This window comes from Candidatus Binatia bacterium (assembly GCA_036563615.1).
Taxonomy (GTDB): Bacteria; Desulfobacterota; Binatia; order UBA12015; family UBA12015; genus DATCMB01.
The window spans coordinates 670591-696220 of record DATCMB010000006.1 but is presented as its reverse complement, the minus strand read 5'-3'; the positions used below and the strand labels follow the sequence as shown (position 1 = coordinate 696220).

Below are 25630 nucleotides of genomic sequence, written 5' to 3'. Positions count from 1 at the left end.
GGTCAATTGACGCCCCGGGCGCGACCGCCGCGCTCAGCCGAGCAGAAGATCCGCGTAGTACAGCAGGTTCAGGCCGACCAGGACGACGCCGCCGTCCTCCTCGATGCGCGCGTACGCCGCGGTGCCGGTCGGCGTCCGCGCGCCGACGACGAGCGTCAGGCGCTCGCCGTCGCTGGTCGTCGCGGTGACCTGGAGCTGCGGGTTGTCGAAGCCGAAGGCCGGGTTGGCGGCGTCCTCGGCGACGCGTTCGCCGTCGCCGCTGTCGACGAGCTGGTCGACGAACGCCTGCACGAGGCCGCCCGGAATCGTGCGGTCGGCCGGCTCGATCACCTTCCAGGAGCGCTCGCCGCGCTCGAGCACCACCGTGCGCTCGCCGCGCCGCAGCTCGACCGAGCGCAGCGACGCTGGATCGATCTCGTAGCCGCGCTCGCTCGGCTCCGGCGTGTGCGGCGCCACGCCGGGGAGCTCGTGTTGCGCGGGCGGCTCGTGCGCGGTGCCGACGTAGAGCACCGCCAGAAGCGCCGCGACCAGCCAGCAGTAGAAGCTCCCCTTCCAGGTCACGCGCCCGTCCTGCGGCGGAGATAGAGCACGAGCGCCACCAGCAGGCTCAGCCCGGGCATCACGCCGGTCGACAGCAGCAGCGCCGTGCGCGCCTGTCCGGCGCTCAGGAAGAGCTGCTCGCGGCCGGACTGCTTGCGCTCCGGACGCATCGCGATCAGCGCCTCCTCGCCGACGAGCCAGGTGATCGCATTGTGCAGCACGTGTCGGTTGCTCAGGAACTCGATGAAGCGGTTGGTCGCGAGGTCGACGTCGCCGATGACGACGAGCCGCGCGACGCTCGCCTCGTCGTCGTCGCCCGCGACCTGCCACTCGCGCGCCGCGGCGACGACCTGCGGTCCGGGCACGTCGCGCCCTTCCTCGTACTCGACGTCGCCCGACTCCGCACGCTCGATCGCGGTCGTGGCCCAGCTCTCCGCGCCGCTCTGCAGCAGCGGCACCGCGCCCGCCGACAGCTCGAGCGCGCGCGCGGTCGACAGCAGCACGCCCTGACCGAGCTCGCTCGCGATCACGGTGGCCGACGGCAGCCCGTCGGCGTCGAGCACCGCGATGTCGGCGGGCGGCGCCGCCTCGATCGACACGCCCTCGCCGCCGTAGAGCCGATTCTCGGGATCGAGCACGACGTTCGGCGCGGGGGCGATGCCGCGCTGCGCGAGCCACGCCGCGAGCTCCGGCGCTTGACGCGGGTCGAGCAGCGCGAGCAAGCGTCCGCCCTGCGCCATCCACTCGTCGAGCCGCGCGAGCTCGGCGTCCGACCACGGGCTCTCACCGCCCGCCACCACGAGCACGTCGACGTCGTCCGGCACGCCATCGGCGATCGTCACCGAGCGCACGTCGAAGCCGTCGTCGCGCAGGCTCGAGGCGAGCAGCGAGAGGCCGCGCTGGCGATCCCGGTCGCCCGGATCCATCTCGCCGTGCCCGCCGACGAAGCCGACCACCTTTCGCTTGCCGCGCGTGAGCTGCAGGATCGCGCCCACCACCATGTGCTCGCGCGCCTGGCCGACGACGCGGTGCTGGTCCTCGGTCGCGATCACGATCGCGCCGAACGCGTCGACGCCGTAGCGCCGCGCCAGCGCCGGATTTCGGTTGACGTCGACCACGCGGTGCTTGATGAGCGGCGTCACCTCGCTGATCCGCTCGAGGAGGTCGACGGTCGAGGCGTTGCGCGGGTCGCCCGAGCGCACGAAGGCGATGAGCTCGATCGGCTGCGTCACGCTGTCGAGGATGCGCCGCGCGTGCGGCGACAGCGTGTACTTCTGCTGCGGCGTGAGGTCGAAGCGCATGTTGTGCCGCTCGGCGAACGCGTCGACGATGCCGAGCGCGACCAGCAAACCGAGCAGCCCCACGACGGTCGGCGCGAGACGCGAGCGCGGCCAGGCGCGCGAGCCGAGCGAGGCGAGCGTCGCCGCCGCGGCGAACGCGACCAGGCACGCGAAGTAGACCAGGTCCTTGGTCTCGATCACGCCGCGCGAGAAGCTCTCGAAGTGGTTGAAGATCGAGAGCCGCGAGAAGAAGCCGAGCGACGCGATCCCCGGCGCGGCCTCGTTCCACGACAGGATCCAGAGCAGCAGCAGCGTGCCGACCGTCGACATCGCGGCGACCACCTGGTTGTCGGTGAGCGTCGAGAGGAAGGTGCCGCACGCGACGAACGACACCGCGAGCAGCGCGAGCCCGAGGTAGCCGGTGAACACCGGCCCGAACGCGAAGGGCTCGATCCGGTAGAGGTAGACGAGGCTCACCGCGGTGGTGAGCAGCAGCGCACAAGCGGCGAGCGTGCAGGCGATCAGCTTCGCGAGCAGGATCTCGAGGTCCGACAGCGGGTAGGTGAAGAGCAGCTCGATCGTGCCGAGCTTCCGCTCCTCGGCGAAGAGCCGCATCGTGAGCAGCGGCACCGTCAGCAGCAGGACGAGCCGCAGGTCGACGAACAGCAGCTGGAAGAAGTTCTCGAAGATGTTCTGCCCGAAGCCGAAGGTGACGAAGAAGCCGAGGTCCGAGTAGAAGTAGTAGCCGGCGAGCAGCAGGAAGACGCCGCCGACCACGTAGAGCAGCGGCTGCGCGAACGTCGCGTGCAGCTCCTTGCGCAGCAGCGCCGACACGCGGCGCGGCGACGGCAGGCGCTTCTTCATTGCGGACGCTCTCCGAGCAGATCGACGAACAGATCCTCGAGCGTGCGCGTGCGCGGTCCGAGCTCGAGCACCGGCAGACCGTCGGCGACGCACGCGCGCGCGAGCGCGTCGGTGACGCGCTCGGCGCTGCGCCGCGACTCCTCGTCGCCGTCGCGTCCCGGGTGCAAGAGGTGCAGCAGGACCGAGCCGTCGGGCGTGCGGTCGCGCCGCGTCTCCTGGGCTTCGGGGACCGCCGCGAGCAGACGCGCGAGCTGCTCGTCGCTCGCGCGCGTGCGCAGCACGAGCTCGCCCGAGCTCCGCACCTGCCGGCGCAGCGTGTCGATGCGCTCGGCGAGCACGAGGCGTCCGAGATGCAGCATGAGCACGCGGTCGCAGACGCTCGCGACGTCGGCCAGCACGTGGCTCGAGAGCAGCACGGTCGTGCCGCCGCCGAGCGAGGCGATGAGCTGGCGCACCTCGAGCACCTGCGCCGGGTCGAGCCCGGCGGTCGGCTCGTCGAGCACCAGCACCTGCGGACGTCCGATCAGGGCCTGCGCGATGCCGACGCGCTGACGGTAGCCCTTCGACAGCGTACCGATGCGCCGGTTCTGCACGCCCTCGAGGCCGCACTCGGCGATCACCGCGTCGACGCGCTCGTCGCGGCGCTCGGGGTCGCCGAGCTTGACGTCGGCCGCGAAGCGCAGGAAGCGCCGCACGCTGACCTCCGGGTAGAGCGGCGACTGCTCGGGCAGGTAGCCGACGCGGCGGCGCACCTCGAAGGGATCGTCCGACAGCTCGACGCCGGCGACGCGCGCGCGTCCGCGATCGGCGGGGAAGAAACCCGTCAGGATGCGCAGCAGCGTGGTCTTGCCCGATCCGTTCGGCCCGAGCAGGCCGACGATCTCACCCGCCGCGACCCGGAAGGAGACCTCGCGCAGTGCGGGGATCGAGCCGTACGACTTGGAGAGACCCTCTACCTCGATCATGCGCTGGTCCACGCGGGCGCGGCCTCGCGGCGCGGCCGCGCCCGCATGGGGCTCGCGTGCCTCAGCTCACGGCGCCGCGCGTGGTCGTCGCCGACGCAGCCGCGACGTCCGCACGCTCGCGCAGGATGAAGCGCGGCCGCAGGCCGACGAGCAGCACCGGCAGCAGCGTCATCGACGCGACGAAGCTGACCGCCATCCAGAGCGCGAGGAGCACGCCCATCTCGGCGTCGAAGCGGATCTCGGAGAAGTACCAGACCAGCGTCGCGAGAACCATGGTCACCGCGGTGAAGGTCACGGCCTTGCCCGAGGTGCTGAGCGACTCGCGCACCGCGAAGTCGAGGTCGCCGCTCTTCGTATACTCCTCGATGGTTCGGCTCAGGATGTACATGCCGTAGTCGATGCCGAAGCCCATGCCGACGGTGACCACCGGCAGCGTCGAGATGTTGATGCCGATGCCCGCCGTGCTCAGGTAGGCGTTCATCATCAAATTGGCGAGCGCGAGCGGCGCGAGCAGGTACAGGCCCGCCGCCCACGAGCGGTACGTGAACAGCACCGTCACGTACATCGTGAGGAAGCCGAGCGCGTTCATCAGGAGGTCGTTCTTCAGGATCTCCTCGTTGCCCGCGGCGAGCACGCCGATCAGACCACCCGCGAGGCGGAACTGCGCCTTCTCCATCGGGTTCTGCTCGATGAACTCGCGCGCCCGCTTGATGATGCGGCGGATGTTGTCGCCCTTGTGGTTCTTCGCGTAGAACGTGACGTGGGCGGTCGCGTAGTCCGTCGTCACGTACTTCGCGGTCTCGCTCGGCGGCGAGCCGGAGAAGAAGACGAAGAACAGGCCGCCGACGTCGATCCAGTCGTTGGGGATCACGCCCCACTTGGGCTCGAGCTCGTGGAACACCATGTTCACGGCTCGCAGGATGTCGGCGAGCGAGAAGCTGTAGCCGACGTCCGGATCGCGCTCGAGGTAGCGCTGGAACTTCTCCATCGTGCGCAGGACGTCGGGGTCCTTCATCGCGTCCTTGTCGTAGCCCTCCGCGACGATGATCAGCGGCTCGACGCCACCGAACTTCTGCTGAATGTTGGTGTGCGAGACGTTGTACGGCGAGTCGAGCCACAGCAGCGGTGACGCCGCCGTCGGATCGCCGATCTGGATGTCCTTGATGAAGTAGGCCGAGAGCACGGCGACGATGGCCCACCCCACGACCGTCGCCCGCCGGCCGTTCTTGGTGAGCAGGCCGTTGACGAACGACACGATCAGGTTGCGGAACCAGCCGCGCTCGCGCTGCAGGACCGTCTCCTTATCGGGCGGCGCGAGGTAGTGGTACACGATCGGGTTCAGCAGCAGCTCGCTGACCGTGATCGCCAGGATCCAGAAGCACGCCGAGATGGCGAGCTTCTGCAGCATCAGGATCGGCACCAGCAGGATCGCGAGGATGCCGATCGCGTCGGTGATGATGCCCGACAGCGTCGGCACGAAGAGCTCCGCGAACGCGCCGACGATCGCCTTCTCCTTGTCCCAACCGCACTTCTCGTACTCCTCGTAGTAGCGGTCGTGCATCTGCACGGAGTGCGAGATCGCGCGCGCGGTGATGAAGAACGGGATGACGAGCGTGAGCGGGTCGAACGGCAAGCCGACGAGGTTGATGAAGCCGAGACCCCAGATCGCCGAGATCACGCCGGTGATGGTCGGACGCAGCGCACCGCGCCAGTCGTGGAAGTAGAGGTAGAGCAGGATCCACGTCAGGACCGTCGTGATCAGGAAGATCCACTTCGCCTCGTCGGCGTAGTGGTAGACCCAGCCGTAGAGACGCGGCTCGCCCGCGACCGAGACGATGATGTCGCTCTCGGGGACGCTGATGTCGACGGTCTGCGTCTGGCCGTTGCGCTCGAAGGTGACCTTCGCGGTCTCGCCGGGCTCGTGCGCGGCGATCGCCTCTGCGAACTGGAAGCGGTTCTCGATCTTCTTGCCGTCGACGTCGACGACCTTGTCGCCCGGCTGGAGCTTGCCCTCGGCCGGGGTGCCCGCGAACACCGTCTCGACGATCGCGGGCGGAAACACGCCGGCGTCGTCCTTGTTGTTGAAAGTGGCGCCGACCCAGCCCTTCTCGAACGGCGTGATGACGCGCTCGTTGATCTCGTCGAAGATCCGCCGGTAGTCGAGCCGGCCCTCGATGAAGTTCGCCTTGAGCAGCGCGGCCTTGTCGTCGAGCGAGACGAGAATGCCGTAGATGCTCTCGGTGTTGTGGACGATGTGGCGGATCTCGGCGGCCTGCTCCTCGGTCTTCGGCGGCCCGATCATGACGGGCTCGGAGCGCATCGTGCCGCCGGCCGCGACGCGCAGCGAGCGCGTCGTGCGGTGACCGATGGAGTCGATCTGGCTGTGATTGACGCCGTAGACCTTATCGAGCTCCTCGGTCATCCGGTAGATGCGCGTCAACGTGTTGGTGTTGAAGATGTGGCCATCCTTGACCTCCACCATCACCATCACGTTGTTCGCGCCGCCGAAGGTCCCGGCGTACTTGTTGTGGACCTTCATGAACTCGTGCGTCTGCGGCAGCAGATCGCCGAACGAGGTCACGAAGCCCGCTTCGTAGAGCTTGTAGGTGTGGTACGCGAAGAAAGCGGTGATGATGAACACGATCACCATCACCCGGAAGCGCCACTCGATCAGCTTGTAGCCGAGCCAGTAGAGCGGTCTCGTCTCGGTCGCGTCAGGGCTCACCGTCGTTCTCCTCGAAGAATTCCTTTCCTGCCGTCACGCCGCCGCGGGGATCCAGGTCTTGCCGCCGTCGCGTGTGCGCAGGATGAGTCCGAACCCGCCCACCAACCAGCCGTTGTTCTCGTCGGCGAACGAGACCTGCCGCAGCCAGGAGAAGACGCGCATGCCGAGGTCGGCCTGCTGCCACTCGCCGCGCTCGCGCTTCATCACCTCACCGGCGACGCCCGCCGCCCAGCCCGAGCCGTCGGGGAAGATCTGCACGGTGAACAGCGGCTCGCTGAAGTCGCTGCCGGTGTCCTCGAAGGCCCAGGTCGCGCCGCCGTCCTTGGTGCCGGCGATCTTGCCGTCGAGACCGACCGCCACGCACTCGTTCGCGTCGACGCAGTCAATGCCAAAGAACGTCGGCAGATCGAGCGCGTCGACGATCTCGCCGCCGAGCAGCGACTCCTGCTGCTCCGTCCAGGTCTTGCCGCCGTCGGTCGTCTTGAGGATCTTGCCGAACTCACCGACGATCCAGCCGGTGTTCGGATCGACGAACTGCACGTCGTAGAACGACGGCTCCTGCGCGATCACGGCGGCGTCGTCGAGACCGGCGAGCAGCTCGTCGGAGATGTCCTCCTGCTTCGGCGGCTCGTACTTCGACACCTGCCACGTCGCGCCGCCGTCCGTCGTCTGCACGATGGTCGACTTGTCGCCGACCGCGATCAGGTGCTGCGGCGACAGCGAGAAGGCGCTGAACAGGTACGACTGCGTGCCGGCATCCATCGGCTGCCACGTCTGGCCGCCGTCGGTCGTCTTGAGGACCGTGCCGCCCTGCCCGACCGCCCAGCCGTTCGTCTCGTCCGCCATGGCGACCTTGTAGATCGCCTTGTCGGTATTGCTCTGCGCGACGTTCCAGCTGCGTCCGCTGTCGTTCGTGGTCAGGATCTTGCCCCCGTAGCCGACCACGATCGCCTTCTCGGGCGACAGCGCCTTCACGTCGTAGAACTTGTCGGTGAGATAGATCTTGCGGTCGATCAGCGGCGCCATCTCGACGTCGCGATGGCACGCGGCCAAGGCGAGCAGCATAGCGCCGCCCGCAACCACCGCGCGGAGCCGGGTCATCTTCATTCCTCCTTGTGGTGCTACTCCGCCTTGACGGTGGGCGGGAACCACTTGGCGACCGCGTCCGTCTCGACGAGCTGCTGCAACGCGATCCGCCATTCCTTCTCCGGTCCACGGACGAGCGTATAGAGCTCGTACTCGTTGGCGCCGGTCTGGTTGATGAACTTGTCCTTGGACTTGAGCAAGTTGGGCACGATGGCCTCGTTCTCGCCCTGCATCCTGGCCGGGAAGACCTCGAACGAGTCGATCTGCACGTCGGCGAGCTTCATGACCAGGACCTGCTGGGCGATCCACTTCTTCTCATCCAGGTTGTTGCGCATCTCGGGTGTGAGAAGGCGGTAGGCGGTGGCGTAGTCGCCCTTCTGCATCGCCGTGAGATACGTCTTGACGACGTCCTCCGGCTTGGCGTCGGGCGCGTCATCGGCCGCCCGTGCGACGACCGCGGCGCCAAGCGCGAGGACCGCGATCACGGTCGTCGCCGCCCGCCAAGCAACCCTCCAACGAAACATGGAACCTCCCGTGCATGCCGAACGGCAAGCGCTTCCGCTTACCGTCTCGTGTTCCATCTGCCAAGCGGAATGGGCCTTGGGCGCCACAAATTTGACGAATGTTCCGCAACATGGCCGGCTTGTGCCACGTCTTCGACGGCCCCCGCGCGCGCTGCGCACCTGCGATGTCGAGCCAACCCTTCGACAGAGCGTGACAACCGCGGCACGCGAGGTTGTCGGTTCTGACACAGCGCGGTGGCACCCCCCTTGCTCGGCGGCCCGAGCGGGGGAATGGCAGTGGAGGAAGCGGAAGGCCGAGCTCACGAAGGTGCGCCGGTGGTCGCCGGTGGCGACGCGCCGCGCGTCCTCGTCGTCGAAGACGATCCCGTCCTGCGGACGATCCTGACGCGCTACCTCGGGCAGCGAGAGTGCTGCGTCTTCGCGGCGAGCTCCGCGAGCGAAGCGCTCGAGATCTTCGCCCACACCCCGATCGACGTCACGGTGAGCGACGTCCGCATGCCGGGGATGAGCGGATACGAGCTGCTGCAGGAAGTGCGCAGGCGCGATCCCGAGGCGGACCTCATCCTGATCACCGCGCACTCCTCGGTGAAGGAAGCGGTCGCCGCCATCCAGGCGGGCGCCGCCGACTACCTCGAGAAGCCGGTCGACTGCCGGCGTCTGCACCACACGATCCAGATGATCGTCGAGCGCCGCCGCCTGCGTCAGCGCGTGCGGATCCTCGAGCTCGGCGGCCGCGACTCGACGGTCTTCGAAGGCATGGTCGCGCGCAGCCGGCGCATGCTCGAGGTGTTCGGCTTCATCGAGCGCATCGCCGAGTACCCGACGACGACGCTCATCATGGGCGAGAGCGGCACCGGCAAGGAGCTCGTCGCGCGCGCCGTGCACAGCCGCTCGCCGCTGCGCGATCGGCCGTTCGTCGTCTGCAACTGCAGCGTGCTCGCGCCGGGTCTGATCGAGAGCGAGCTCTTCGGTCACGTGCGCGGCGCGTTCACCGGCGCCGACCGCGACCACAAGGGACTCTTCGAGACCGCGAACGGCGGCACGATCTTCCTCGACGAGATCGGCGAGCTGCCGCTCGGCGCGCAGGTCAAGCTGCTGCGCGTGCTCGAGAACCGCGAGATCCGCCGCGTCGGCTCGCCGACCTCGATGCCGGTCGACATCCGTGTCGTCGCCGCGACCAATCGCGACCTCGCGCGCATGGTGCGCAACGGGGAGTTCCGTGAAGACCTCTTCTATCGCCTGAACGTCGGGGTGATCGAGCTGCCGCCGCTGCGCGAGCGGCTCGAGGACCTCGAGCTGCTCTGCGAGCACTTCCTCTCCCAATTCGCACGCCGCTTCGCGCTCGACAAGGCGACGGTGTCGCCCGCGGCGATGGCCGTGATGCGCGCGTACCGCTGGCCCGGCAACGTGCGCGAGCTGTGCAACGTCCTCGAGCGCGCGTCGATCATGGCGAACGGCGGCGAGATCCAGCCGGAGCACCTGCCGGCCGACCTGCGCCGCGCGAGCGACGTCGTCGAGGAGACGCCGACGATTCCGCCGCTCGACCTGAGCCTCGAGGCCGCCGAGCGCGATCAGATCAAGCGCGCGCTCGACTCCGCGGGCGGCAAGCGCGTCGCCGCCGCACGGCTGCTCGGTCTGTCGCGCCGCACGCTGTACCGCAAGCTCGAAAAATACGGGATACGATGATGACCAGGACGACGCAGAGGATCCGCCGCCTCACCCAGAGCCGCCGCCCACGCGGGCGGTCGAACCCGGACGCGCGGCGTCGTCCGCTGCGCGCCATGACGCCACGGCCGCTCGCGCGCCGCTACCAGACGCTCGTCCGGCCGCTGCCTGGTTCGCCGCCGGCGCGTCCGCCGCGACGTCGCAGCCGCGCGCTGCGCCTGGTGGTGAACAACGCGCACCCGATCCGCGGTCTCCGGCCGAAGTCGCGACCCGAGCTGCGTCTGATCCGCGGCCGTGCGCCGATGCTCGCGGTGCCGCGCAGACCACCGACGCCGGTGTTGCCGCGCAAGCGGCCCGCCGAGACCAGCTCGCGTCTCGGTCAGCTCGTCTTCGTGCTGACGATGGCGGCGATCGGACTCGCCGCGCTCGCGACCTCGGTCGGACAGATCCTGCAGCAGCGCATGTAGCGCTGCTGCTCGCCCGCGCGAGTCGGTCGTCGGATCGTCAGGCGGCCGCGGCGCGCGCGCGACGCAGCGAGCGCTTGGCGGAGTCCTCCTCTTCCTCACGGTTCGCCTCGAGCAGCGCGCGCAGCGTCTGCTCGAGCGCGGTGAGCTCCGCGTTCACCGTGATCAGCGACTCGACGAGCCCCATCCAGGTCGGCCCCTCGAGGCGACCGTCGCCGCCCTCCTCGCAGAGCGCGACGCAGCGTCGGGTGATGTCGAGTACGCCCTCGGAGGCACCCTCCAAGTGGGTGGCGAGGTCGATGAAGGTGTGCCGGTCGATGATCACTGGTGGCCTCCGGAAGAAAAGAAGAAACAAAGAGAAGTCGATGGACGACGCGGGCCCGCGGCAAGTTCAATGCCACCGCAGCCATTGATTTCGTTAGGGATTCGGCGCGCGCACACGCCAGGCCACGTTGCATCCAGGCGACTCCGCGCGCCGTCTTGCGCAGACGCTCGATTTTCTGCGCTGCGATCCTCGAGCCTTGTGCACCGGCGCGCGGCGTCGGCGCAGAGCGTCAGCGCACGGCGTCAGGCGCGCGCCCGCGACCTCGCCGGACGGGCGCTGGCGGCCGCCGCGAATGCGCCGAGCGAACGCTCGATCTCGCGCACGCAGGCGGCGAGGCGCGCGTCGGTCGCGAGCCGACTCTTGACGCGGGCGCAGGCGTGCGCCGCGACGCTGTGGTCGCGGCAGCCGAAGTCCACCGCCACCTCCTGGAGCGGCCGGTTCGAGAGACGCCGCGCGACGTAGATCGCCACCTGGCGGGCGAGCACCGTCTCACGGTCGCGGCACGACGCGCGGCGCAGCCGACGGCGCGGGATGCCGAACGCGTCGGCGACCGCGGTCGCGACCGCGTCGAGCGTCGGCGGCTCCGGCTTGCGACGCCACGGATCGAGCGCGCGCGCCGCGACCTGCACCGAGAGCGGCACGCGCAGCGCGGCCGCGAAGCCGAGCACGCGGTGCAGCGCCCCTTCGAGCGCGCGCACGCTCGCCGGCGCGACCTCGGCGATGAACGTCGCCACGTCCGCCGCGAGCTCGCTGCCGAGCCGCGCCGCCTTGTCGATCAGGATGTCGCGCCGCAGCGCCGGGTCGGGCGGCGCGATCTCGGCGGCGTGCACCGTCCCTGCGCCATCGCCGAGCGGCAGCGTGAGCTCGCGCGTCTCCTGCGGAGGAACGTCGCACGTCATCACGACCTGACGACCGCCCGCACGCGAGCTCTCGACCTCGCGCAGCAGGTCGTCGCGGCTGCGCGCGTCGCCGGTGAGAAGCTGAACGTCGTCGACGATCAGCAGACGCGCGCTGCGCAGAAGAAGCTCGAGCGTGCGTCGCTCGTCGCTCTCACCGCGCCACCACGCCGCGAGACGCTCCGCGGTGAGCGACAGCACCGCGCCGTCGCCGTGACGCTCGCGCACCGCGTGACCGATCGCGGTGGCGAGATGCGTCTTGCCGACGCCGACGCCGCCGTACAGGTAGAGCGCGTCGCTGCTGCTCTCTCCCGAAGCCACGCGGCGCGCAACGTCGTGCGCATCGCGGTTGCTCTCGCCGACGACGAAACACGCGAAAGTGTACTCCGGTCGCAGCGTGCAGCCGACGGATGACGCTTGATCAGAGCCGCCGAGATCCCCCGCCCCGGCGACGTCCTCGCGAACGCGCATCGTCCACACCTCCCGCGATGCCGCTCCGCACCACCGCCACCCGTCCCCACGGGCTCGCCCCCCAAAGTGGGACGCCGAAGTAATCCAATCTTCGTCGGCTTGCAACCGATTCGTCGAACGACGCGTGCACACGAGGTTTTCGTGGCGGTATGCTTGACGCCGTTCGTTCGCCGCGAGAGACGTCGTTGCGCGTCGTCGCACGTCGCGAGGTCGTCCGCGCGACGCGATCGCGACGCTCGTCGAGCGACACGCGCGAGGAAAACGTGTGCCGCGCAGCGAACGCACGTCGTGCACGTCTGCACAGCGACTGCGCCGCAGCGAGATGCGCACGCGCACGATCGCGCGTCGCCGCGCAGGAACACGCCGCGCTCGCACGCGACGCACGCGCGAATCTGCACGATCGCGTCGGCGCTGCGCACGAGAGCGCAGCGCTCGCGCGCGCGCTCACGCTGCTCGCTACAGCAGCCGCTCCGCGGCGGCCTTGCCCGACAGCGCGGCGGCCGCGATGCCCGTCGTCAGCACGCCCGGTGTCGCGACCTCGGCACCCGCGAACCAGAGATTCTTGACGCCCGGCGCCGCCGAAGGCAGCGTCGGCAACACGAAGGGATCGGGCGCGCCGTACGCGTGCACCCAGTGGCGCTCCCAGTCGAGCAGCTCGGGCAGCGCAGGGAAGATCTCGCGCACGTAGGTCCGCAGCAGCGTCACCACGCGGCCGACCTCGAAGGCATCGGAGGTCGCGCCTTCGGGGAGCGCGGTCTGCGCGATCAGCAGCGCGTGCCCCGGCGGGGTGACGCGCGGCGCGCGCAGGCTCGGCCAGTACAGCATGACCGGCGCGTCGAACGTCCCGGCGCTCGCCTCGGCGGGCGACACGAGGCGGACGATCGGCGCCTCCTCGGGCGAGCCCGCGCCGCGCATCTCGGGAACGCCGCGCAGCGCCCACGCCACACCGACCGCGCCGAAGCCGGGCGTCTGCGGGAAGGACGCGTCGAGCGCGCGGCGGGGCTCGGGCGGCAGCACGGCGCCGAGCGCGTTGCGCGGCAGCGCGAGCACGCAGTGCTCGGCGACCACCTCGTCCGCGAACGCATGCTCCTCGCGACGCAGCTGCAGCTTCGCGAAGCGATTGCGCACGATGCCGAGCCCGGTCGCGCGCGTGCCGAGTCGCAGCTCGACGCCGGCGTCGAGACACGCGTCGACCAGCGCCTGCACGAAGCCGCGCGTTCCGGCGACCGGACCGTCGCCTGCGGTCATGAAGCCGGGCGCGCTCGGCGTCGCGAGCCAGCGCGCGTGCTGCGCGAGGATCGCGGGCGACGCGCGCTCCGGCGCGAGCGCGCCGAGCAGCAGCGCGCTGCGCCGCATCGCGGCCGCGACCACCGGCTCTGGCGCGCGCTCTGCGAGCCAGTCGGCGAGCGCGGTCGCGCGCCAGCTCTCGAGCTGCTCGGGGCTCGCCTGCAGCAGCTCCTGGTAGAGCTCGCCGAGGTTCGCGAACACGCGCGGCGGAACGCCGTAGAGCGCGCGCACCGCATCGAGCGTCGACGGCGACGTCGGCCCACCGGGCACCGGAACGCGATGCGGCTCGACCGTGCTGCCGCCCTCGCGCGCGATCACGACGCGAACGGCGTCGCGCGCGTGCAGCGTCCCGATCTCGACGTCGCCGAGACCGACGGCGGCGAACACCTCGGGCAGCCCGGCCGCGTCCCACACCAGCGGTCCGACGTCGACCGCGTACCCCTGGTGCGACATCGTCTGCATCTGACCGCCCGCCCGCTTGCCGGCCTCGACGAGCAGCGTTCGCCTGCCGTTGCGCGCGAGCACGGCTGCGCAGACGAGACCCGCGATGCCGGCGCCGACCACGACGACGTCGAAGCGGTCGGAGCTCGGACGGCGCTGCAGGAGGTCGACGGGCAGCGTCACGGTCGCTCCTCCGTACACGTCCAGCGCCAGCGCTCCCCGACCGGCGCGGCCGGCTTCGCGCCGACCGCCGGCGGCACGACGACGAGGCGCAGCGGAGTGCCCGCCGACGCCGTCTCCAGCGCGACGCGTCCTCCTCGCGCTCTCGCCTCGGTCACGCTCGCTTCCAGATCGACCACCTCACCGACGTCCTGGCCCGCCTCGGCGGGCGCGATCGCGGGCGGCGTCGGATCCCGCGTCGAGCGCCGAGCGCGTGCGCCGCGACGCGCGCCGGCCACGCCGCCGGCAGAGCCGCGGCGACGCCCGGCGCGAGCACGGGCCGCGCGGCGCCGCTCAGTGGAAGAACGTGCCATAACCGACCGTCGGCGTCGCGTCGAAGGCGGAGCGAAAGCCGCCGACGTTCGAGGGCAGCACCGGGCCATCGAGCGGCTCCGCGTACACGACGTAGACGCCGGGCGGAAGGCCGTCGATCCGGTAGCTACCGTCGGGACGGCTGAGCGCGCTCGCGACGATCGGCCCGCGCAGATCCGCCGCCACGACGTGGGCGAGGAAGACGGGCGCGCCCGCGAGCGTGATGCGTCCGGCGAGCGAGCCCGCGATCGACGGAAAGCCGGCATCGGGATAGAGCAGCGAGCCGCCGATGCGGTCGTCGTCGTGCGGCGTGCGCTGGTACGCCTCGCCGCGCTCGCTGAACGGCGCCATGGTCGCGCGCGCGAGCCCGGTGTGCTCGAGGCCGAGCAGGTGTCCGATCTCGTGCGCCGCGACCGACTGCAGATCGTACGCGTCGGGCTCGGGCGTCGGCGAAGTCGTGTACGGCACGCTGCGCGAGAACACGATGTCGACGTCGGTCAGCACGCCCGACTCGTCGCTGCTGAGAAACGCGGCCGCGAGCACGCCGGTGCCGAGCGACTCCGACGCGCCGAGCGTCACCAGGTTCACGCGGTCGAACGCGTTGCGCTCGCGGTTGTTGCGCGCGCCCTGGAACGCGAAGCGGATCGCGCAGGTGTCGAGCGCTTCCCAGGCCGCGAACGCCTCGCGGATCACCTCGACCGGCGTGCGGCTGCCGCGCACGTTGGAGTTGACCGCGCTCGAGATGTGCCACGGGACGCGTCCGTCGGGCAGCGCGTCGAGGTTCCAGCGCCGCGGCACGCCGTTCGAGGCGCTGACGTAGATGAACGCGTAGCCCGCCGCGTCGCGCACCGTCGCGACGCTCGCGACGATCGCGAGCACGAGCGCGAGGCACGCGAGCACCGTTCGTCGTCCGCCGCGCGACGTCATCGTCTCCCCAGACGGTCGAGGTCGCGCACGCGCCGCAGGATCTCGCCGACCGGACGCACGCCGCCCGACGCGTACTCCGCACCGAGCACGCGCGACACGCGCACCACGGGTCCGCTGCCGGGCAGCACCGCGACCGGCATGTAGCCCAGCGCGAGCCCGACCACGGTCATCACCTCGCCGTCGTGCGGCTCGAGAAAGAGCAGCGCCTCGTCGCCGGGCTCCGAGAGCGGCGCGCCGGGGACGACGAGCTCCGTGCCGTCCGCGTCGAGACGGCCGCCGAGCTGGCGCACGGTGACGACGCGGTCGCCCTCGCCTTTCGCCTCCTCGAGGACCTCGAAGCGCGCGATCGACTCGATGCGTCCCGACGCGCTGCGCGTCACCTGACGGTCGATGCAGCGCGCGCGCACGACGACGCTCGCAGCGCGCGTCATCTCCTCGAGCGGCATCGCGGCGAGCGTCAGCGCGCGCGCGCTTCCTGCCGCGGCGAGCGCGAGGACCAGCGCTGCGACGCCGACGAGCGTCGACGTCGGACGCGCAACCGTATGCGAGCGTGCGTGCTTCATGTGACCTCGATCGCGGCCGTCATCATCGCGAACTCGTAGCCGCGCAGCGCCATGATCGAGTACAGGCCGGGTGGCGTGTCCGCCGGCACCGTGAGCGACAGCACCACCGCCGGCTGCGGCGTGCCCGAGCCGCCCTGCGTCTCGGCGTAGCGCACGACGTTCGCCTGAAAGCCGAAGCCCAGCACGACGAAGCCGGTGCCGGGGATCATGCCGGGTCCGGAGAGCCCGATGATCGCCGTCTCGCCGCGCGAGACGCTGATCCCCGTCGGACGCAGCACGATCCGTCCCTCGGCGTCGGCGCGGCCGATGCCGAGGATGTTGACGCTCGTCGTCGGCTGCGTCGGCACCTGCACGTCGGCGAGCGTGGTCTCGCCGCGGCGCACCTCGACCGCGGTGCAGGCGAGCAGGAGCTGGAGCGCGCCGAGGATCGCGAGCAGCGACGCCGCGCACAGCGCGCGCCTCTTTGGGACGACGGCGTTCCGATCGGGGAAGCGCACCGCGGCCACGTATACCCACGCCGTCCGAGCTTGACCACCCGCGCGACCGCCGATACGACCGCCGTATGGAGCGTCGCTCGTACCTTCTCGCCTGCTGCGCAGCGGCGACCTTGCTCGTCGTCGCCGCGTGCGACATCCCGACCGAGGAGGAGCGCGCCAAGGCGGCCGAAGCGAGGGCCAAGGAGTCGCTGGTCGCGATCGACGCGCACGCGCTCGAGCAGAAGGTCGATCCCGAGGTCGTGAAGAAGGTTCAGGAGCAGCTCACCGTGCTCAACGAGTACATGGGTCCGGTGAACGGCAAGCTCGACCAGGTGACGATCAACGCGTTCGAGGCGTTCCAGCGGCGCAACGATCTGAAGCCCGACGGCATCTTCACGCCGAAGACGTTGCGTCTGCTCGAGGAGGCCGCGGCCGCGAAGCGTGCGAGCGGCGGCGGGAGCGCAGCACAGGGCTGAGGTCGACGGCTGCGCGCGCCCGTCGCGCAGCGTCACGCGCGACGTCGACGGACACGCGCGACACAGCAGCACGAGCGTCGGCGCGACGCACCAGCCGTCGCCGCGCACCGACGTCGCACCGCAAGACCTTCAGGCGAGCTCGCGAACGCGCGCCATCACGCTCGCCAGCATCTCGCGCGTGAGCTTGCCGGTCTGCGTGTTCTGCCGGCTCGGGTGGTACGAGCCGACGAGCACGCGACGCGCATCGAGGCGCACCTCGGCGCCGTGCCCGAAGCGCGGCTTCGGACGCAGCACCAGCCCGGTTTCCGCGAGCGCGGCGAGCACCGAGTCCCAGGCGATCGCGCCGAGCGCGAGGATCACCTTCACGCGACGGAGCAGCGCGAGCTCGCGCACGAGGTAGCTCCTGCATGCGGCGAGCTCCGCGGGGGTCGGCTTGTTGTCCGGCGGCGCGCAGCGCGCCGACGCCGTGATGTACGCGCCGCGCAGCGCGAGCCCGTCGCCCACGTGCGTCGAGGTCGGCTGCGTCGCGAAGCCCGCCTCGTGGAGCGCGCGGTAGAGCCACGCGCCGCTGTCGTCGCCGGTGAACATGCGTCCGGTGCGGTTCGCGCCGTGCGCCGCCGGCGCGAGGCCGACGACGAGCACCGTCGCCTGCGGGTCGCCGAACGCGGGCACCGGACGACCCCAGTAGGTCTGGTCGCGGAAGCGCCGCACGCGCACCCGCGCGACCTCCCGGCAGTGCGCGATCAGGCGCGGGCAGCGCTCGCAGGCGACGATCTCCGCGGCGAGCGCACCGAGCGCGCCGCGTTGCGGAAACGCGGGCGCCGCCAGCTCACACCCCGCGACGCGTGAACAGCGTCTTCACCGTCTCGGCCATGATCCGCAGGTCGAGGAGCAGCGTGTAGTTGTGGATGTACGCCAGGTCGTACTTGAGCTTGTACTCGGGCGACGTGTGGTACTCGCCGTGCACCTGCGCGAGCCCCGAAAGCCCCGGCTTGACGAGCCAGCGCTCGCGGTAGCCGGGGATCTCCTCGGCGAGACGCTCGGCGAACTCCGGACGCTCGGGACGCGGGCCGATCAGGCTCATCGTGCCGTTCAGCACGTTCAGCAGCTGCGGGATCTCGTCGATGCGCGTCGCGCGCAGGAAGCGTCCCGGCCACGTGACGCGCTCGTCGCCGTCGCTCGCCAGCACCGGACCGCTCGTCAGCTCGGCGTCGTCGCGCATCGTGCGCAGCTTGTAGACGATGAACTCGCGCCCGCCGCGGCCGACGCGCCGCTGGCGGTAGAGCACCGGCCCCGGCGAGCTCAGGCGGATCGCGATCGCCGCGATCAGCCACACCGGCAGCGACAGCGTGAGCAGGATGGTCGCGAGCACGTAGTCGAGCAGCGCCTTCACGCGGAACGCAGGCTCGCGGCTCGGATCGCGCACCACCTCGATCAGCGGCACGTCGTCGATGCGCAGCGAAGCGAGCCGTCCGACGCGCAGCTCGTACACCGTCGGCACGAGCGCGACGCGCGGCGGATCGTCGCCGCTCGTCGCACGCAGCACCGCCTCGAGCAGCTCGTCGCGCCCCGTGCTGCCCGGAACGACGATCAGCTGCTCGATCGCGTGCTCGCGCACGATCCGTCCGAGGTCCGACGTCGCGCCGAGCCAACGCGGCACGCCGTCGCCCGACGTCGCCGGCGCGACCGGCCCCGCGCGCACGGCGCCGACGAGCTCGACGCCGTGGCTCGCCGCGTCGGGCTCGATCTGCTGGTGCAGCTCCGCGACCTCGCGCGGCGGCCCGACCAGCGCGACGCGCATCGGATCGCAGAAGTGCACGAGGACCCGCCGGGCGACGACGCGCGAGCTGCTCAGCAGCACGAGGTTGATCGCGCCGACCAGCAGCAGCACCGAGCGCGGGAAGGCGATCTCGCCGCGGAAGAAGTACCAGGCGCTGACCAGCAGCAGCTGCAGCGTCACCGCCGCGGCGGGCGCCAGCCACGGGCTCACGCGGTCGCGCAGCAGCCGCACGTCGTAGAGGCCGAAGACATAGAGCAGCGGCGCCTGCGTCACGACGAGCAGCAGCAGGGCTGCGTGCAGCTGCCACGCCGCCTCGGGCTCGATCAGACCGGTGGTGAGCGGAAACGGCAGCGTGATCCGCAGCGCGAACGCGAGCGCGTAGGCCGCGAGCACCGCCACCAGGTCGAAGGCGACCAGCACCGGCACGAGCGTCCGCTGCGGCCACGCGCCGCGCAGACGCCCGCGCGGCGCCCGCGGTCGCGCGGACGCGACGGCTTCGGCGCCGGACTCGAGGTCTGGCGCCGGACCGTGTGAGGTCAGCTCACCGGCTCGCATCTCCCGGCTCCGGGCAGCGCCGCCGTCGTCGGCGGAGCCGCCGCTTGCTCGATTCTGCGATAGAGCGCGGCGCGCGAGAACAGGTAGCCGTGCGTCTTGTAGAGGTGCGCGAGGCCGAGCACGTGGCGCAGCGTCAGCGCGTTCAGACGACGCCGCGTGACGCGCTGGCACTCGTGGCGCACGACGGCGTCGCCGACGTAGGTCACGCGCCAGCCGCGCAGCCGCATGCGCAGGCAGAGGTCGACGTCCTCCGGTCCGTAGAAGATCCGCTCGTCGAGCCAGCCGACGCTGTGCAGCGCCGACATCCGGATCGCCTGGCAGGCGCCGACGACGTAGTCGACGTCGCGCACGCCGGTGTGGTCCCAGTCGGCGAGCTCGACGTTGCGCAGCCAGCGCGCGCCGAGCGAGTGCGGCAGCTGTCGCGCGATCTTGTCGAATACGGTCGGGAAGAGCTGGCAGCTCGGCTGCGTCGAGCCGTCGGGCAGGACGAGGCGCGGCCCGCACACGCCGACCGTCGGCGCGGAGTCGAGGAACGCGAGAAGACGCGCGAACGCGCCCGGCATCACCACCGTGTCGACGTCGAGGATGATCGACACCGGCGAGCGTGCGAGCGCGAGCCCTTGATTGCGCGCCGCCGCGACGCCGCGGTTCATCTTGTTGCGCACCAGGCGCGCCTCGGGCGCGAGCTCGCGCACCAGATCCGGCGTGCCGTCGACCGAGCCGTTGTCGATCACGGTCAGCGCGCCGCGGTAGCCCGGCGCCGCTTCGCGCAGCGACTCGAGGCACGCGCGCACGTGCTGGCGCGAGTTCCAGGTGAGGATGATGACCGTGTAGTCGGGACGCTCGATCATGACGTGGGCACCTCGGGGCGCGGCGCCTTGCTCGACGCGATCGGCGCCCAGGCGATGCGCCGGCCGCGGCGCGCGGCCAGCTCCGCGACGGCGCGAGCGCTCAGGCGGACCGCGAGGTTCAGCACCACGAGCGGCGCGTCCGTGACGCGCAAGCCGTCGGCGAGCCGGCGCCAGGGATAGCGCGCGATCGGCCGCTGCGGGATTCCGGCGTTGCGGCGCTGCTCGCGAATTTGGATCTTGCCGGCCTCGGTGCGCAGACGCTCGCGGAAGTAGTCGGGCAGCGTTCCGGCCGGATGGAAGTAGACCTCGGCGTCGGCGACGGTGCGCAGCTTCTCGTTGCCGAGGGTCGCGGAGAGCCAGCCGTCCTCGAGCAGCAAGCCCTCCGGCATGCGCTCGATGGCGGCCGTGCGCATCACGTAGAGCCGCCCGCCGACCACCTGGAAGTCGAAGCGGTAGGGCAGCGCCGCGGCGCGCGCGACCGCGCCGACACCCGGCCCGTCGAGACGCGCGACCTGGCGCGCGCTCGCGATCTGCACCTCGGGCTCGGCCTCGAGCGCAGCGACGAGCCGCACGAGCGCGTCCGGCGCGACCTCGACGTCGGCGTCGCTGAACGCGATGAGCGGCGTCGTGCAGCTCTGACGGACGAGGTTCCAGGCGCGCGCCTTGTCGGCGCGGCCGTCGACGACCACGCTCGTCTGCCAGCGCGGCTCCTGCGCCGCGAACGCGCGCGCCGCATCGAGCGCGGGACCGCGGCTCGGTCCGTTGACGCAGACGACGAAGCGCACCTCGCGACCCGCGTCGGCGAGCTTCGCGGCGGCGACCGCGAGCGAGCGCAGCGTCCGCTCGAGCGCAGGCTCGTCGGCGCGGCACAGCACGCCGACCGTGAGCGCGGCGGGGACCTCGCTGCTCATCTCTCCCCCGCCGCGGCGACCGCCGGCCTCGGCGGCGCCGCCGCCGGACGCTCGGGATCGAGCCGGCCGCGCAGCGCGACCGCGGTGAGCGCCGCGTAGCGCTCGGCGAGCGGCGAGCCGGTCACGCGGTAGAACGCCGTGCGCGCCGCGAAGGCGAGCGTCGCCGCCGCACGCAGCACGAGGGTCGCCGCGGCGCCGCGGTGGCGGCGGTGGAAGATCAGGCAGCTCGCGAAGATCGCCGCCGCCCGGCGCTCGCCGTAGAGCTCCCGTCCGGCCGCGTTGCCCTCGTGCACGATCGACACGTCAGGCAGATAGACGACGCCGCGGCCGGAGGCATGCATGCGGAAGCAGAGGTCCATGTCCTCGGCGTAGAGGAAGTACGCCTCGTCGTAGCCGCCGAGCGCGAGGAGCTCCGCGCGCCGTCCAAGCAGGAAGGCGCCGTGGCACCAGTCGATCGCGACCGGCCCGGGTCCCCGCGGCGCCCGCACGCGCCGCACCCACGGTCGGCGCAGCGCCGCGAGCGAGAAGAACGGCTCGACGGTCGGCGTCAGGCGTCCCTCGGCGTCGCGCACGGCGACCCCGACCAGCCCGACGTCCGGACGCTCGGCGAGCACGGCGAGCGCTGCAGCGATCGCCTCGTCGTTGGCGCGCGCGTCGGGGTTCAGGAAGAGCACGTGCTCGCCGCGCGCCTCGCGCAGGCCGCGGTTCGCGGCGCGCGCGTAGCCCAGGTTGTCGCGGTTCGCGAGCCAGCGCACCTCGGGAAAGCGGCGCTGCACGAGCGAGGCGCTGTCGTCGGTCGAGCCGTTGTCGACCACCAGCACCTCGCGACCCGGACGGCTGACGCTCTCGAGGCAGTCGCCGAGGTACGCGGCGCCGTTCCAGTTCACGACCACCACGCTGAGCGTCGGCGGGTTCTCCTCGTGCGTCGCGCTCACGACCAGAACCGCAGCCCCCGGTAGGCGTGGCAGAGGTCGCCGAGCAGGATCTTGTACGCCTGCGGCACCTGCTCCTGCAGCGCGTCGAGGTCGTGCTCGGTGCCGAGACGCGCGACGATGGTCGCGAGCTGCGCGCGCGCCTCGTTCACCACCTCGAGCTGCGGCGGGGTGAGCTGGAGCACGCCGTGCTGCGCGCCGTAGCCGAGGTCCTCGACCGCATGGCCGAGGAAGGTGAGCTTCGCGGCGTCGGCGTTGAGCCGGATCAGCGGATGCCCGGCGCGCAGCGACGCGTCGATCAGCGCCGGCTCGGCGCGCATGCGGAACAGCAGCGCGCCGACCAGACGGAGCGTGCGCGCGCGCAGGTCGGCGACGGTGTAGCCGTTGCGGAGCGCGTCGATCAGCCCGTAGATCATGTGCGTGCCGTTGCACGCGGTGCGGTGGACAACCCCCTTGGTGTAGCCCTTCGCGCCGGCCATCGCCGCGAAGGTGTCGGCCCACGCCTTCTCGGTCTCCGACAGGTGACGCTCGACGAGCTTCGTCACCTTCACCTCGACGCCGCGTGCGGTCTCGAACGTGTCGCGGTTCTGCGGGTGCTCGTGGGTGAGCACGCTCACCACCCACGACAGCTCGTCGACCAGCGCCTCGGGGTCGAACAGCGCCTCGCTGCCCGAGATGATCTCGCGTCGCGTGAAGCGCCCGACCGGCGTCGCGAACGCGCGATCGTAGGGCACGTCGGTCGCCTGCATGATCTGCAGGAAGTGGAACGGGTGACGCTCGATGTCGACGGGGAAGTACGGGTACTGCTTGATCCCGATCGCCTCGGTGCGCAGGCTCTGCTCGACCATCGCGTCGAGGACGAACTTGCCGTCGTGCTTGACGTCGGCACCGAGCGCGAGCACGACGTGCGCCTGCACCCACGGGTCCGTGCTCGCGAGCGCACGCTGTAGGATCAGCTCGCGCAGCAGCTCGATGGTCTCCGCGCTCGACGGACCGGAGCCGGAGGTCGGCGTCGCGGCCGCAGCCAGGCGCGCGCCGCCCGGCGTCACACGAGCAGCGAGCACGAGCCCCGCGCACGCGGCGCAGCGCAGCAGCGTTCGTCGCGTCAAGCGCAAGTCGACCGTCCGTTTCCCGCGCCGCCGCCCGGGCCGCGCGACGCGTCGTCTGGCGCGGGCAGCAGGTCGTCGGCGCCGAACAGCGCCGCGAGCTCGCGCTGGCGCGCCGCGTACTCTTCTCCACCGATCGCCGGCCGCCACGGCTCGCGGAACAGCGGCACGATCTCCTCGTCCCTGCGCAAGCGTCGCGCCGCGAGGTCGCGACGGCGCTCCTCGGCGCGCGGCAGCAGCTCGAGCGCCTCGTGCAGGCCCTGCCAGCAGGCCGGCGCGCGCGCCGCATCGAGCCGCGCGCGCTCGGCGAGCAGCGCGAGCGCGCAGCGGAACGTGCGCTCGCCGCGCTCGGGCTCGTAGTTCTTGTAGACGCCGAGCAGCGCGTTGCGCTCGAGGAGCGTCATTCGCCGGTCGGGTCCGAGCAGGTGCTCGCTCGCGTGCTCGCGGTGGTACGCGACCGCTCGGGGCGCGTGCACGCAGCGCTCGCCGAGCGCCCACAGACGCCAGCCGAGATCGACGTCCTCGAAGTAGGCGAAGTAGTCCTCGTCGAAGCCGCCGACGCGCAGGAACGCGTCGCGCTCGACCAACATCGCGCCGCCGCTCGCGAACAGCGTGTCGCGCACCGCGACGTCGTCCGCATCGCCGGACAGCTCGGACGTCGGCGTGCCGTACCGCCACGGTGCCCCGTGCCCGTAGAAGCTCATCGTTCCACCGTCGAACTCGACGCGGCTGCCGTCGTGCGTCAGGATGCGCGCGCCGACGCACGCCGCCCCGCTCGCCGTCCGACCCGCCACCAGCTCGCGCAGGAAGCTCGTAGCGAACCGCATGTCGTTGTTCACGAGACACACGAGCGGCGCCGCCGCCTGCGCCACCGCGCGGTTGCAGGGGGCGGCGAAGCCGAGGTTCTCCTGCCCTGCGAGGACGCGCACGTCCGGACGGGCCGACGCGAGCCACTCGCGCGTGCCGTCGGTCGAGGCGTTGTCGTAGACCAGGATCTCGACGCGGTCGCGCGGGTAGTCCTGCTCCGCGAGCGAGGCGAGGCAGCCTTCGAGGAGCGCGCGCCCGTTGCAGGTGACGATCACGATCGACACCTCGGGCGCCGCGGCGTGCGCGCTCATCGCGCCGCGTCGCCGACGGTGAGCGTCAGCGCCGTCAACGCGGCCGCGACCGACTCGAGGTCCGGCGTGCGGCGAGCCACCAGCTCCTCGAGGGCGGCCGAGTGATCGGCGCCGCTGCGGTCGATCACCAGCAGGTGCCGGTAGGCCGGCGCCGCCGTGCTCGCGAGCCCGAGCGCGCGGTTCGCGAGGCGGTTGGCGAACGCATAGGTCTGGTCCTGCTCGGGGTGCGAGAGCCAGGCGTTGAGCGTCTGCAGGAGCGTCCAGGCAGGCAGGTAACCCGACGGCAGCACCGCGACGCTCGCGCCGCGCTCGACGAAGAAGCGCCGCGTCGCCTCGAGGTCGGGATGGCCGTGGCGCAGGTGCTCGGCGAGGAACTGGTGCTCGTAGCCGTAGCGCGTGCGGATCAGCTCGAAGAGGTACTCGTCGGCCTCGCGCACGCCGGTCGTGGCGAACGGGTTCGCGAGCAGCAGCACGCGCTCGGTGACCCGCCAGAGCTCGCCGAGCCAGGCGTCGCGCTGCGCGGGCGGCACGTGCTCGAGCACGTCGAGCGCGGTGACGATCGGGAACGCCGCGTCCGGGTACGGCAGCGGCGCCTGCGGATCGAGCGCGCGGTGCGCGGGATGGTCGACCGGCCGCGCGTCGACCACCTCGACGGTCATCCCGGGGAAGAAGTCGCCGGTCCACGCGAGGTGGGCGCCGCCCATGCCCATCGTGCCGCCGACGTCGAGGAGCCGCTTCGCGTCAGGCGCGACGATTGCGGCCGCGCGCGCGGCGAGCGTGTAGCGGTCGTACAGATCGAAGGGCAGCGTCAAGCATAGGTCCTGACGCTGCGCCGGACGCGACGTCACCCGCAGCCGACGCAGTCGCGCCCAGCCCTGCTCGATCGCGAAGCGCAGATTGTGCCCGCCCGACGCGAGCAGCACTCGTCCGCGCAGCTCGCGCGACGGCTCGCCGCCCGGCGGCGCGCTGCGCGCCACGACGCGGCCGTCGAGCGTGACCTTGAACGTCGCCGGCGCATCCAGCGTGACCGCGATCTCGATCTCGAGCGGCTCGTCGGTGGGATTCAGCAGGTAGACCAGCGCGCCGTCGCCGACCACGCGGGTGCCCTCCTCCGACACCTCGCCGAAGCCGCTGCGCAGCGCGAGCCGCACCGCCGGTGCGCCGTCCGCCTCGAGCACGGGATCGTGCACGCCGAGCGCGTCCCAAGCGACGATCGGCGTCGGGCCGCCGCGGCGCGCGATCAGCTCGCAGTTCCACGGCGCCTGGAAGAAGCGCAGCGCGACCGAGAAACCGGCCTCCTCGAGCGTCCGCACCCACCACGACGGCGGCCGCTCGGCGACGTGCGTCGGCTCGTCGCGGTCGAAGAGCAGCGGGTCGGGGGTCGCCGCCACGAGCAGCCCGCCGGGACGCAGGACGCGCGCCGCCTCCGCGATCAGCAGCTCGGGACGCGGCACGTGCTCGAGGACGTCGAACGCGGTGACGACGTCGCAGCTCGCGTCGGCGAACGGCAGGCGCTCGGCGTGCGCCGCGACCAGACGTCCCGCCGCGGGCGGAGCGTGGCGAGCCGCCTGCGCGACCGCGAAGCGGCTCGCGTCGACGCCGAGCGCGCGGAACCCGCCCTCGAGCGCCTCGACGACGAGAAAGCCGTACGCGCAGCCGAGGTCGACGAGCCGCGCGCCGTGGCCGACCTCGGCGGCGAGAAACGGCATCCAGTGCCGCCAGGTGCCGTGCACCTGGTCGTAGCCCTCGCTCGCGAAGCCGCTGTTCTCGCCGTGGAAGTAGCCGCGGCCGTAGCGCTGCTGCAGCAACGCGGACGGTAGCGGCCCGCCCGGCGCGGAGTCGAGCATCGCGCGAAGTCTAGCCACGCTCGA

At 71.6% G+C, this 25630-nt stretch carries 23 protein-coding genes; 3 read left to right on the top strand and 20 right to left on the bottom strand.

Annotated elements, in window-relative coordinates; all coding sequences use genetic code 11:
• Window positions 1–33: 33 nt before the first annotated feature.
• From VIS07_06020 to VIS07_05995, 6 genes are all read right to left on the bottom strand, one after another.
• Entirely contained in the window at window positions 34–561 is a 528-nt protein-coding gene (locus VIS07_06020) for a DUF4340 domain-containing protein (GenBank protein ID HEY8515048.1), read from the bottom strand.
• Window positions 558–2684: a DUF4350 domain-containing protein gene (locus tag VIS07_06015; protein HEY8515047.1), complete on the bottom strand. Its 2127-nt coding sequence runs from the start codon at window positions 2682–2684 to the stop codon at window positions 558–560. Before VIS07_06015 ends, VIS07_06020 begins: the two co-directional genes overlap by 4 nt.
• Window positions 2681–3649, bottom strand: coding sequence for an ABC transporter ATP-binding protein (locus tag VIS07_06010; protein ID HEY8515046.1), 969 nt, complete (start codon window positions 3647–3649; stop codon window positions 2681–2683). Before VIS07_06010 ends, VIS07_06015 begins: the two co-directional genes overlap by 4 nt.
• Before the next feature lie 61 nt (window positions 3650–3710).
• Complete coding sequence (locus VIS07_06005) at window positions 3711–6374, bottom strand: MMPL family transporter (protein HEY8515045.1); 2664 nt, start codon at window positions 6372–6374, stop codon at window positions 3711–3713.
• Window positions 6375–6407: 33 nt separating this feature from the next.
• Entirely contained in the window at window positions 6408–7475 is a 1068-nt protein-coding gene (locus VIS07_06000) for a YCF48-related protein (GenBank protein ID HEY8515044.1), read from the bottom strand.
• A 20-nt stretch (window positions 7476–7495) separates the two neighbouring features.
• Window positions 7496–7945 carry a hypothetical protein gene (locus VIS07_05995; protein ID HEY8515043.1) on the bottom strand — a complete coding sequence of 150 codons (450 nt, stop codon included), beginning with the start codon at window positions 7943–7945 and terminating at the stop codon, window positions 7496–7498.
• A gap of 354 nt (window positions 7946–8299) precedes the next feature.
• Here VIS07_05995 and VIS07_05990 point away from each other — a divergent pair, with 354 nt between their 5' ends.
• Entirely contained in the window at window positions 8300–9670 is a 1371-nt protein-coding gene (locus VIS07_05990) for a sigma-54 dependent transcriptional regulator (protein ID HEY8515042.1), read from the top strand.
• Window positions 9670–10116 carry a hypothetical protein gene (locus VIS07_05985; protein ID HEY8515041.1) on the top strand — a complete coding sequence of 149 codons (447 nt, stop codon included), beginning with the start codon at window positions 9670–9672 and terminating at the stop codon, window positions 10114–10116. The genes VIS07_05990 and VIS07_05985 overlap by 1 nt, the downstream gene beginning before the upstream one ends.
• A 37-nt stretch (window positions 10117–10153) precedes the next feature.
• Here the strand turns inward: VIS07_05985 and VIS07_05980 are convergent, their stop codons facing one another.
• The 6 genes from VIS07_05980 to VIS07_05955 form a co-directional block, all read right to left on the bottom strand.
• A complete protein-coding gene (locus VIS07_05980; GenBank protein HEY8515040.1) occupies window positions 10154–10438 on the bottom strand; it encodes a hypothetical protein in 285 nt (94 codons plus the stop codon).
• A 242-nt stretch (window positions 10439–10680) separates the two neighbouring features.
• Window positions 10681–11805, bottom strand: a complete 1125-nt coding sequence (locus tag VIS07_05975; protein ID HEY8515039.1) for a DnaA/Hda family protein — start codon at window positions 11803–11805, stop codon at window positions 10681–10683.
• Between the two features lie 456 nt (window positions 11806–12261).
• Window positions 12262–13716 carry an FAD-dependent oxidoreductase gene (locus VIS07_05970; protein HEY8515038.1) on the bottom strand — a complete coding sequence of 485 codons (1455 nt, stop codon included), beginning with the start codon at window positions 13714–13716 and terminating at the stop codon, window positions 12262–12264.
• 330 nt (window positions 13717–14046) lie between these two features.
• Window positions 14047–14991, bottom strand: a complete 945-nt coding sequence (locus VIS07_05965; protein HEY8515037.1) for a matrixin family metalloprotease — start codon at window positions 14989–14991, stop codon at window positions 14047–14049.
• Entirely contained in the window at window positions 14988–15554 is a 567-nt protein-coding gene (locus VIS07_05960) for a hypothetical protein (protein HEY8515036.1), read from the bottom strand. Before VIS07_05960 ends, VIS07_05965 begins: the two co-directional genes overlap by 4 nt.
• The gene (locus tag VIS07_05955; GenBank protein ID HEY8515035.1) at window positions 15551–16051 is read right to left on the bottom strand and encodes a hypothetical protein; all 501 of its coding nucleotides are present in this window, start codon (window positions 16049–16051) and stop codon (window positions 15551–15553) included. The genes VIS07_05960 and VIS07_05955 overlap by 4 nt, the downstream gene beginning before the upstream one ends.
• A 65-nt stretch (window positions 16052–16116) precedes the next feature.
• Between VIS07_05955 and VIS07_05950 the strand changes: the two genes are divergently transcribed.
• Window positions 16117–16506, top strand: coding sequence for a peptidoglycan-binding domain-containing protein (locus tag VIS07_05950; GenBank protein ID HEY8515034.1), 390 nt, complete (start codon window positions 16117–16119; stop codon window positions 16504–16506).
• Window positions 16507–16635: 129 nt separating this feature from the next.
• Here the strand turns inward: VIS07_05950 and VIS07_05945 are convergent, their stop codons facing one another.
• The 8 genes from VIS07_05945 to VIS07_05910 are packed head-to-tail and all read right to left on the bottom strand — an operon-like array spanning window position 16636 to window position 25624.
• Complete coding sequence (locus VIS07_05945; protein HEY8515033.1) at window positions 16636–17280, bottom strand: uracil-DNA glycosylase; 645 nt, start codon at window positions 17278–17280, stop codon at window positions 16636–16638.
• A gap of 55 nt (window positions 17281–17335) precedes the next feature.
• Window positions 17336–18841 (bottom strand): sugar transferase, encoded by a 1506-nt coding sequence (locus tag VIS07_05940; GenBank protein HEY8515032.1) that lies wholly within the window; start codon window positions 18839–18841, stop codon window positions 17336–17338.
• Window positions 18823–19692, bottom strand: a complete 870-nt coding sequence (locus tag VIS07_05935) for a glycosyltransferase family 2 protein (GenBank protein ID HEY8515031.1) — start codon at window positions 19690–19692, stop codon at window positions 18823–18825. Before VIS07_05935 ends, VIS07_05940 begins: the two co-directional genes overlap by 19 nt.
• A complete protein-coding gene (locus VIS07_05930) occupies window positions 19689–20603 on the bottom strand; it encodes a glycosyltransferase family 2 protein (protein HEY8515030.1) in 915 nt (304 codons plus the stop codon). The genes VIS07_05935 and VIS07_05930 overlap by 4 nt, the downstream gene beginning before the upstream one ends.
• Window positions 20600–21538 carry a glycosyltransferase family 2 protein gene (locus VIS07_05925; GenBank protein HEY8515029.1) on the bottom strand — a complete coding sequence of 313 codons (939 nt, stop codon included), beginning with the start codon at window positions 21536–21538 and terminating at the stop codon, window positions 20600–20602. Before VIS07_05925 ends, VIS07_05930 begins: the two co-directional genes overlap by 4 nt.
• Complete coding sequence (locus tag VIS07_05920; GenBank protein HEY8515028.1) at window positions 21535–22644, bottom strand: hypothetical protein; 1110 nt, start codon at window positions 22642–22644, stop codon at window positions 21535–21537. The genes VIS07_05925 and VIS07_05920 overlap by 4 nt, the downstream gene beginning before the upstream one ends.
• Window positions 22641–23759, bottom strand: coding sequence for a glycosyltransferase family 2 protein (locus VIS07_05915; GenBank protein HEY8515027.1), 1119 nt, complete (start codon window positions 23757–23759; stop codon window positions 22641–22643). Before VIS07_05915 ends, VIS07_05920 begins: the two co-directional genes overlap by 4 nt.
• Entirely contained in the window at window positions 23756–25624 is a 1869-nt protein-coding gene (locus VIS07_05910; protein ID HEY8515026.1) for a methyltransferase domain-containing protein, read from the bottom strand. Before VIS07_05910 ends, VIS07_05915 begins: the two co-directional genes overlap by 4 nt.
• Between the last annotated feature and the right edge of the window lie 6 nt (window positions 25625–25630).

Bases quoted from the DNA above. Each gene is read 5' to 3' on its own strand.
- VIS07_06015 (HEY8515047.1), bottom strand. From the start codon at position 2,684: ATGAAGAAGCGCCTGCCGTCGCCGCGCCGCGTGTCGGCGCTGCTGCGC.
- VIS07_06010 (HEY8515046.1), bottom strand. From the start codon at position 3,649: ATGATCGAGGTAGAGGGTCTCTCCAAGTCGTACGGCTCGATCCCCGCA.
- VIS07_06000 (HEY8515044.1), bottom strand. From the start codon at position 7,475: ATGACCCGGCTCCGCGCGGTGGTTGCGGGCGGCGCTATGCTGCTCGCC.
- VIS07_05985 (HEY8515041.1), top strand. From the start codon at position 9,670: ATGACCAGGACGACGCAGAGGATCCGCCGCCTCACCCAGAGCCGCCGC.
- VIS07_05975 (HEY8515039.1), bottom strand. From the start codon at position 11,805: ATGCGCGTTCGCGAGGACGTCGCCGGGGCGGGGGATCTCGGCGGCTCT.
- VIS07_05965 (HEY8515037.1), bottom strand. From the start codon at position 14,991: ATGACGTCGCGCGGCGGACGACGAACGGTGCTCGCGTGCCTCGCGCTC.
- VIS07_05960 (HEY8515036.1), bottom strand. From the start codon at position 15,554: ATGAAGCACGCACGCTCGCATACGGTTGCGCGTCCGACGTCGACGCTC.
- VIS07_05950 (HEY8515034.1), top strand. From the start codon at position 16,117: ATGGAGCGTCGCTCGTACCTTCTCGCCTGCTGCGCAGCGGCGACCTTG.
- VIS07_05940 (HEY8515032.1), bottom strand. From the start codon at position 18,841: ATGCGAGCCGGTGAGCTGACCTCACACGGTCCGGCGCCAGACCTCGAG.
- VIS07_05935 (HEY8515031.1), bottom strand. From the start codon at position 19,692: ATGATCGAGCGTCCCGACTACACGGTCATCATCCTCACCTGGAACTCG.
- VIS07_05930 (HEY8515030.1), bottom strand. From the start codon at position 20,603: ATGAGCAGCGAGGTCCCCGCCGCGCTCACGGTCGGCGTGCTGTGCCGC.
- VIS07_05915 (HEY8515027.1), bottom strand. From the start codon at position 23,759: ATGAGCGCGCACGCCGCGGCGCCCGAGGTGTCGATCGTGATCGTCACC.